Raw genomic sequence first — 9,277 nt, 5'->3', positions numbered from 1 at the left:
CTCCTCATCACGGAGAGGATTTGATAGCTTGAACCAGTAACTTAGCAATTTCCGAGAGTTGCTTTTTATTAAAGGTTTGGAGCAGAACCTTAACTACCGCCTTCGGTTCTGCGGGGATAGTAATCTGCTTAGAAGCTGATGTTGGGGATGCGACCTCGGCCTGTGGTGATACCGAAGTTTTACCAGCAGGGGCTTTTGACTGCAATACCGCCAATTGTTGCAAATTTTTAGAAGGCGCGATCGCTTTCGCTTTACCAGCTTGTACCAGATCCCCTGCGTCCTTAAGTTCCTTAATAATTATAGGAGCAAGAATTTTGTAAGAGTTCTTGGGATTTGCGATCGCAGACTTTGCAGTCTTAACCAAACTTTGCCAAGTCTCGATCCCTCCTCCCAAAGGTTCAAGGCGAGCACAACCCGCCACCAACTGCTTGCGAGAAGCAGGTGAGTCTGGCTGTTTAAATAGCTGCAACATCACTTTGAGTACAGCCATCACCTGAGCTGCAAAATTCGCAGTTGGCGCAGGTACCTTCCCACTCGCCAAAGCATTAAGATGGTTTTCCAGTTGAGCAAAAACTGGCATCACCTTCTGCACAATGCCACTAGCCTCTTCATTCCTCAACCCAAAAGGCCCTTGCAGACGCTCAAACAATTCCTTAAGAGTATCAACCCCCTTGAGAAATAGGGATACTGACGTTTGGTCTACCTTCGTAGCGGGCTCGTCTCTGAGAATCTTGAAACAATCCTCTAGGCGGTGAGCAGTTGTCTTAATACTGTCAAGGTTAAGCATAGCCGCGCCTCCTTTGACCGAATGGGCGGCTCGAAACATCTCTGTAATATTTTCGGGGTCTTCCATAGTAGCTGGCAAATCCAAGAGACCCTGTTCCAAGGTATAGAGGTGTTCTTTTGCCTCCTGTATGAATAAACCCAAAATTCGGTCTTGCTGGTCTGACACGAGAGTCCTCCTAACAATCTGTGCACCCTCAAGAAAGCACCCTGTGGCTGGAAACGCGACTGATGCTTGGTCGGTATCCGCTCATCTTGACACTTTATTTTATCCTTTAGAGCCTGCACACTCCCACTACTAAAAAAAGTCTCTAAGGCTTCTCCGTGTACTTGGGCGGTTGAGACCAAGATCGATGATGTAGTGCCAGTGCCTGCATTAGTATTAAATTTAACCTTAGCTCGATCGCTCTTAACCTATCCAGTTGCTTCGAGCATTGAGGAAAGAAGATTATCATTCTTAGCAGCGCCAAATAGTCAAAAGCTACTAAACTAAAATAGTGAGATGGATACACAGGCGCAAGCCTGGGATTTAATGCCTATCACGTTAAAGGTACGCTGGGACTCCGCGAAACCTGGGATTGAATAAATCCCTAAATGCTTCTCTGAGTTTGGTGAAAGACAAGGATAGCAGCCCACCATTTTTTGGCAACAGGATTGCGCCCAGGAACCCTAGCAATAGGGATATTAAGAACGCAATTTCTTAATAATCTCAGTCGCTTGACTCGCTAAGAGTGTCAAGAATTTGTATAGCCTCGCTAAATTGTACACCGCTCTCGGAAGAGGCGGCAATGTCAGAAGTTAACTCCCAGGTAATACTGTCAATTTTAGGACTTACGCTCATGGCTCCAGAAACCTGGTTTTTGAGAGCATCTGTGGGTAACAACGAAATATTTTCGTCAAAAAATCCGGTTTCTGTAGTTGGGTGCGTAAGTCCTGAATTTCTAGAGTGTTTTTGAAGTCGGCAGCCTCACCTTTGAAAATAAAAATTCATCGAACTTACTTTTATTCTATTTTATTTCTCTTCAATTTTTTCCCTAGCTCCTAGCAAAAATATTGCTAGAAAATATTCCTAGACTGCTGAAAATTCCAAAATTGTCAACTCCCATTTCCTATTTAAGTCTGAGTCAGCTAGTAACTGAATTACAACCCCTGAATGCGGTGGCGGCAAAATAATTTACTTTAGAGTTCTGAGGGAGTATCTGGAGCTACTTCAATGCCTTGACCTTCTTTGATTGTTTGCTGATCTGTGATTAAATCGCTTAATTCCTTAATCTCTACACCGATGTTCTGGCAAGCAAGTTTGAGTTCGCGGCCAAAGATGTTGAGTTCGGAACCGTAGCCACACAAATGCGCGGCTGTTTCAATTCCCTGTTTGGCGTTAGCTTTTGCACAATCGATTAATTCAATGCCTTTCAGCGGTTGGGATGAAGCCATATCAGAAAAATGTAATTGATTTTTCCTAATATACTAACGAGGTTGATAATAACTCATCTATCTTCGGAGGTAACTAGAAGGAAGAGGGAAGAAGGAAGAAGAAAGAAGGAAGAAGAATTTACTTGTCTAGGAGAGAAGGTAAAGGACATAAAATGGTAACTTTTTAGTCATTTTTTACGTTTAATTCTGTAGATTTACTTAACTAATTTTTAATCAAGCATCAAAGAATGAGGTTTTTAATTGTTGCCATCATAGCTCTTTTTGTTTCTTCCTTCTTCCTTCTTCCTTCTTCCTTCTTCCTTCTTCCTTCTTCCTTCTTCCTTATTTAAGCCTGTTGCCAGTATTTGTAAGCGGCATAAGCTAAGGTGACAACGCCGGTAAAAATGGCGGATTCATCGACATCAAATTGGGGGTGATGTAGGGGGTAATTGGGTTTGTCTTTGTGTCCGACTCCCAGACGAAACATCATACCGGGGGCGGATGCGAGGTACATAGAAAAATCTTCCGCACCGAGAGATGGTTCTGGTAAAATTTGCACGCGCGATCGCCCCCAAGCTTCCAAGGCGCAACCTTCTACTAATTGGGTGAGGGCGGGGTCATTTTGGACTCCGGGCACGCCTCGCTTGTAACTAAGCTCGTAATTAGCACCGTAAGCGCGGCAAATATTCGACACGATTTGTTCAATCCAAGCGGGCAGAGATTCGTGGGTTTCAGGGTGAAGCGATCGCACGGTTCCGAGCAATTTGACGCGATCGGCAATCACATTTGGAGCTCTCCCACCACTAATTTGTCCAATTGTCAACACGACTGGCCTTAAAGGATTTTGTGTCCGCGCGATCGCCTGTTGCAAAGTAGTAATCACCTGCGAAGCAATCCAAATCGCATCGATCGCTTCGTGCGGCCGCGCCCCATGACCAGATTCTCCCACAATCGTCAATTCTAAATCATCCGCCGCCGCCGTCAAAGCCCCATGTCTAATTCCCACTGAACCTGCGGGAATACTAGGGAAAACGTGCAACCCCAGAATTGCCTTCACATCCTGCATTGCACCATCTTTAATCATCCAGCTAGCACCTTGAGCAATCTCCTCTGCTGGCTGAAATAAGAAGCGGACGTGACCTTTGAGCGATTCTGCTAACTGAGACAGTACCATTGCTGTACCTAAACCGACAGTGGTATGGACATCATGACCACAAGCGTGCATCACTCCCGATTTACGAGAGGTGAAATCTAAATCAGTTCGCTCTTGAATCGGCAAAGCATCCATATCCGTGCGAATCCCCAGCCACTCGCCGGTCTCCTTTGCGCCTTTGAGTTCCCCAATTACACCAGTTTTACCAATCGATTCTTGGACATGAAGGCCGCAGGAAGACAAAACACCTGCTACATAGGCAGAGGTTTGGTATTCACAACCGCTGAGTTCCGGGTGTGAATGGATGTGACGGCGAATTTCAATCAAGCGAGGTGTGAGAGTAGAAGCTAAATCTTTGATCCGGGGGAGCATACTAGAAGAGGGGCTAGGGGCTAGGGGCTAGGGGCTAGGGAAGAAGGGGAAAAGAGGGGCTAGAGACTACGATGCTCAGGGTTAGGGAAGAAGGAGAATAGAGGGGCTAGAGACTAGGGAAGAAGGGAATGGAATAAGCGGGTTTTAGTAATGAGGGAGTGTCCTAACTGCCAAGAAGGTTGCTATAGCTAGGTTAACTTAAATCTTTTTTTAAATACGATTTATGCACTTCTCACGTAATGCCCGAATCTTGGCAGTGACTTTACCGCGCCTGTTGGCGGCGTTACCAATGATTTTACGTATAGCGCGATCGCTAAGGCATTTAAGACATTCTGAATTCAGAAAACCATTAATTCTATTCCTTTCTTCCCTTCTTCCCTTCTTCCCTAGCCCCTAGTCCCTAGCTCCTAGCCCCTCTTCTTCTTCCCTAGTCCCTAGCCCCTAGCCCCTCTTTTCCCTTACCTAAAAAACAAAGGTGCGATCGCCCAATAAGATCGATCGCACCTTTGCCAACTTTAAGTCAGACAAGCATTACCCGCTCAACTTTTTATACCAAATCCAGGTTAAATACCCCTTTCTTCTTTAGTCCGCGTAGGCGGACTTTGTGTGTGTAGTAGCGATTTCAATCGCCAAACAATCGAGGGAATATCAAACCCGGATTTAGTATTTAGCTGCCGAACTTTACAACAAAGTAAAGTTATTTGCCGCCAGAGTCACTACACCACTGAAGTTGGTGATATTGAAGCCGCCGCCAGCAGTAGTGCCATTAGAATCAAAGGCCAATGCGCTACCTGCACCGCTGTTATACAGGATGAAAGCAGGCCCAGAAGCACCTGACTGAACAGCGAACTGATCGATCGCCTGCGCCAGAGAAGTGATAGAGGCAACTCCGCTGAAGTCCACAAAATTAACATCCACAACGCTAACGCTAGTATTAGCAGCAGCCTGGTAGATAATAGAAGTGAAGCCGCCGAAGTTTGCAGAGCTGAAGCGCAATACATCACCTGTCACGAAGTCGGTAATCGTATCGCCACCCTCACTGGTAGAGCTGTAAACAAAGACATCATTGCCTGCGCCGCCAGTCAGCAAGTCAGCACCAGAACCACCGCTGATAATGTCCGCACCAGAACCGCCGTTGAAGATGTCATCACCCTCAAAGCCGTAGAGCGTATCAGCGTAAGCAGTAGCCGTCACATTATTGATGCCAGAGCTACCGACAAAGTTCACAGCTACGGTACTGCCGCTGAAGTCGTAAACGCCAGGAGCAGAAGCATTGAAGGTGATAGGAGTCGTGTTAGCTGCGGTTGTAGTGCTGAGAGAACCACCGCCCAAGATTTGGATATCGCTTGTTCCCAGAGAAGTGACACCCAAGAGCGTGACAGTGCCGTTATTGTTCAAGTTCAACACAGCATCGCCACCGCTGAAGGATACGCTTACCGTTCCAGAGGAAGTGATTTGCAGCTTATCAGTACCAGTCGCAAAACCGGAGATAGTATCGCTGCCTTCGTTTAAGCCCACAGTTGTGCCGAAGACAAAGACATCGGCACCGTCGCCACCACTCAAAGAGTCATTGCCTTCACCACCAGTGAAGGTATCGTCGCCTAACCCGCCGCTGAAGGTGTCAGCGCCAGCACCACCGTAGAACAAGTCTGCACCGGAACCGCCAGAGAAATTGTCTGCGCCCGAACCACCTTTGAAGATGTCAGCAAAAGCTGTACCCGTGACTGAGCCACCAGTAGTACTAGAGCCATCAAAGAATATCGGCCCTGTAAAGGTGCTGTAATCTCCATAAGCAGTCAAAGTTGTCTGAGTTGCTGTGGTGCTCGTCAGGCCAATCAGAGAACCACCGCCGAGGATTTGGATATCGCTTGTTCCCAGAGAGGTGACACCCAAGAGCGTGACAGTGCCGTTATTGTTCAAGTTCAACACAGCATCGCCACCGCTGAAGGATACGCTTACCGTTCCAGAGGAAGTGATTTGCAGCTTATCAGTACCAGTCGCAAAACCAGAGATAGTATCGCTGCCTTCGTTTAAGCCCACAGTTGTGCCGAAGACAAAGACATCAGCACCATCGCCACCACTCAAAGAGTCATTGCCAGCACCACCACTGAAGGTGTCATCGCCAGCACCGCCGCTGAAGGTATCAGCGCCAGCACCACCGTAGAACAAGTCTGCGCCGGAACCGCCAGAGAAATTGTCTGCGCCGGAACCGCCAGAGAAGATGTCAGCAAAAGCTGTACCTGTAACTGAACCGCCAGTACCAGTAGAACCATCGAAGAATATCGGCCCTGTGAAGGTGCTGTAATCTCCATAAGCTGCCAATGTTGTCTGAGTTGCACTCGTTAGACCAATTACAGAACCACCACCAAGGATTTCGATATCGCTTGCTCCCAGAGAGGTGACACCTAACAGCGTGAGAGTGCCGTTATTGTTCAAGTTCAGCACAGCAGAAGAACCAGTGAACGATACGCTCACAGTTCCAGAGGAAGTGATTTGCAGCTTATCAGTAGAGCTAACGAAATCTGAGATGATATCGTTGCCTTCGTTTAAGCCCACAGTTGTGCCGAAGACAAAGACATCAGCACCATCGCCACCTGTGAAGGTGTCATCGCCAGCACCACCATTGAAGGTGTCATTGCCAGCACCGCCGCTGAAGATATCAGCGCCAGAACCGCCGTAGAACAAGTCTGCACCGGAACCGCCATTAAAGATATCTGCACCGGAACCACCAGAGAAGATGTCAGCAAAAGCTGTACCTGTCACTGAACCGCCTGTGCCGGTGGAGCCATCGAAGAATATTGGGCCTGTGAAGGTGCTGTAATCTCCGTAACCAGTCACAGTGGTCAGATTTGGTGTGCTGCTTGTCAGACCAATCACAGAACCACCGCCCAGGATTTGGATATCGTTTGCTCCCAGAGATGTGACACCCAAAAGCGTGATAGTGCCGTTATTGTTTAAGTTCAGCACAGCAGAAGAACCGGTGAACGATACGCTCACAGTTCCAGAGGAAGTGATTTGCAGCTTATCGCTAGAGCTGACGAAATCTGAGATGATATCGCTGCCAACATTTGTGCCGAAGACAAAGACATCGGCACCTTCTCCGCCACTGAGGGAGTCGTTACCTTCTCCACCTTCGAGCAAATCAGTTCCTTGAGCGCCCAGGAGCGTGTCGTTGCCAGCTTCGCCTTTGAGGGTATCTTCGCCCTGTTCGCCTAACAGGAAGTCGTTGCCAGCACCACCTAAGAGGGAATCATTTCCTTGACCGCCCCATAGTGTATCGTTGTCGGGGCCGCCAACGAGAGTGTCGTTACCCTGTTCGCCGTCAAGGAAGTCGTTACCTTCGCCGCCTTGGAGGAAATCATTGCCTGGCCCGCTGAATAGGAAGTCGTTGCCACCTCGGCCGTCGAAGTTATCATTGCCAGCAAATCCTTGTTTTCTGTCAGGCCCGTTTGTACCCGTCCAAGTAATATCACCTTGTTGTGGTGTTTCAGGGTTGTCATTTCCTGGGATATTTCCGGGGAGGTTGATGATGACAGTTAACTGATTTTGCTGGATAAACTGGATAAAGCTATTGATGTTGGTGGTGGGGATGTCGCCGCGTGCCGCCCCAGTTTTGAGGAAGAAGAGGAAGCTACTCTTGCCTTCAACTTTGAAGTTCTGCCGATAGTAGGCGACATCAAAAAAGGAAATGGGGCTTTTGTCTTCAAAGATGCCTTTGCTGATAAAGTCGTAGAAGGCGCTCTTGAATTTACCTTTGCCGATGCGATCGCCTAGTTCGCTACCTTGCTTAATGTAGAAGTCTTTATCAAACCAAACGCTGATCTTCAAGTCTTCTTTCAGACCTTTTTTGAGCAGGTGTTCAATTTTGTTCTTGAATTTACCGGCTTTAATGTCGATGTCTACTTCGGCATTTTGCTGGATATAAAAATTGACATCGATCAGAGGATTGAAGTTTAATCCTTCTTTAATCCCTTTTTTGAGGAAGTGTTCAAATTTATTCTTGAACTTCCCGCCTTTGATATCGATGTCTACATCAATATTTTGCTGACTGTAAAAGTCGCCATCGAAAAGGGCTGTGGGGATGTCTCCTTTGCCAAATCCTACTTTCAAGAAGTATTCAAAGGCACTCTTATATTTCCCTGACTTGACGGCGGCGGATGCTTCTGCGTTAGTTTCTAGATAAAAATCAGCGTCAAATAGGGGGCTAGTTGTGTCGCCTTTTGCCATCCCCACTTTGAGGAAGTATTCAAGGGCATTTTTGTATTTGCCCGAACGGATAGCGGTAGCTGCTTCGGAATCGCTGTCTAAATAAAATTCGGTATCAAAGAGAGCATTGGGGTTATCACCTTTGACCATTCCTTCTTGGAGGAAGTATTCAAAGATGGTTTTGTATTTACCGGATTTAACAGCTTCCAGTGCTTCTGGATGTTGTTCCTTGTAAAATTCTTCATCGAATAAGGAAGTGCTGATATCACCTTTTTGGAGACCTTCTTTGAGGAAATATTCAAACAGACTGCTATATTTCCCTGACTTGACAGCATCCTTTGCTTCTGAATGCTTTTCTCCGTAGAATTCGATATCAAAGATGGCATTGGCGCTAAATCCTTCCTTTAATCCTTTTTTGAGGAATTGGTCGAGGAGATTGATAAATTTGCCGCTTTTGATGTCTTTGTCTGCACCGGGATTTTCTTGTTCGTAATAGCTAAGATCGATCAGGGCGTTGGGGCTAAAACCCTCAAAATATCCTTCTTTAAGCCATTGTTGAAAGGCACTTTTGAATTTACCTTTTTTGATCTTGTCGTCAACGTCGGGATATTTAGCTTTGTAATAGTTTTTGTCGAATAAGGAAGTGCAAATTCTTCCTTCTTCCATCCCGTATTTTAAGAAGTGCTCTGCGGCGCTCTTAATTTCGCCTTTGTCAATCGCTTCTTTGACTCCGGGATATTTCTTGAGGTAAAATTCGCTCTCGAATATTGCAGAGAAGCTAAGTTCTTGTTTGATCCCAAACTTGATAAAGTGTTCGCCAACACTTTTCACTTCCCCTTTTCCTATAGCGTCTTGGACGCTGATGTTCTTCTCTTGATAATAGCTACTGCTGAAGAAGATGCTAGTCTCGCGTTGGACTTCGTATTGACCAAACTTAAGGAAGTGTTCTACAGGATCTTTGACATCTCCTTTTTGGTAAGCTTCATCTACATCTTTGTTAGCAGCAAGATAGTATTTGGCGCTAAAAATGAAGCTAAATTCGCGCTGCTCTTTTTTACCAAATTTGTCGAAGTGATCCTTACCATTTTTGAATTTACCTTCTTTAATGGCCTCTTTGATGTCTGGATTTTGTTCCAGATAAGTTGTTTCATCATACAGGGAGTCAAGGGTAACTCCAGTAGAACTATCATCGATAGCGGTTGTGGTGAAAATTGGGGTGAAACTTGTGGAAGTCCCAGTCGAATTGTTATCTGATATGGGGCTAGTTGTAGTCCCTAAAGGATCGCTTAATATGGGGCTAGTTGTAGTTCCTAAAGGATCGCTTAATATGGGGCTAGTTGTAGTTCCTAA

At 46.3% G+C, this 9,277-nt stretch carries 5 protein-coding genes; all 5 read right to left on the bottom strand.

The window, feature by feature from the left end:
- Nucleotides 1-7: 7 nt before the first annotated feature.
- Nucleotides 8-952 carry an Hpt domain-containing protein gene (locus tag OSCI_RS00315; protein WP_007352835.1) on the bottom strand — a complete coding sequence of 315 codons (945 nt, stop codon included), beginning with the start codon at nt 950-952 and terminating at the stop codon, nt 8-10.
- A gap of 540 nt (nt 953-1,492) precedes the next feature.
- The gene (locus OSCI_RS31805; protein WP_267879553.1) at nt 1,493-1,624 is read right to left on the bottom strand and encodes a hypothetical protein; all 132 of its coding nucleotides are present in this window, start codon (nt 1,622-1,624) and stop codon (nt 1,493-1,495) included.
- Between the two features lie 338 nt (nt 1,625-1,962).
- Complete coding sequence (locus tag OSCI_RS00310; protein ID WP_007352831.1) at nt 1,963-2,217, bottom strand: hypothetical protein; 255 nt, start codon at nt 2,215-2,217, stop codon at nt 1,963-1,965.
- Between the two features lie 325 nt (nt 2,218-2,542).
- A complete protein-coding gene (locus OSCI_RS00305; protein WP_007352830.1) occupies nt 2,543-3,721 on the bottom strand; it encodes a M20 family metallopeptidase in 1,179 nt (392 codons plus the stop codon).
- A 681-nt stretch (nt 3,722-4,402) separates the two neighbouring features.
- The coding region (locus tag OSCI_RS00300) for a beta strand repeat-containing protein (RefSeq protein WP_052638513.1) at nt 4,403-9,277 on the bottom strand (4,875 nt) is incomplete at its 5' end.

The organism is Kamptonema sp. PCC 6506 (assembly GCF_000180455.1).
GTDB lineage: Bacteria > Cyanobacteriota > Cyanobacteriia > Cyanobacteriales > Microcoleaceae > Kamptonema > Kamptonema formosum.
The sequence above is the reverse complement of the archived record's forward strand: the minus strand, read 5'-3'. Positions and strand labels throughout refer to the sequence as shown.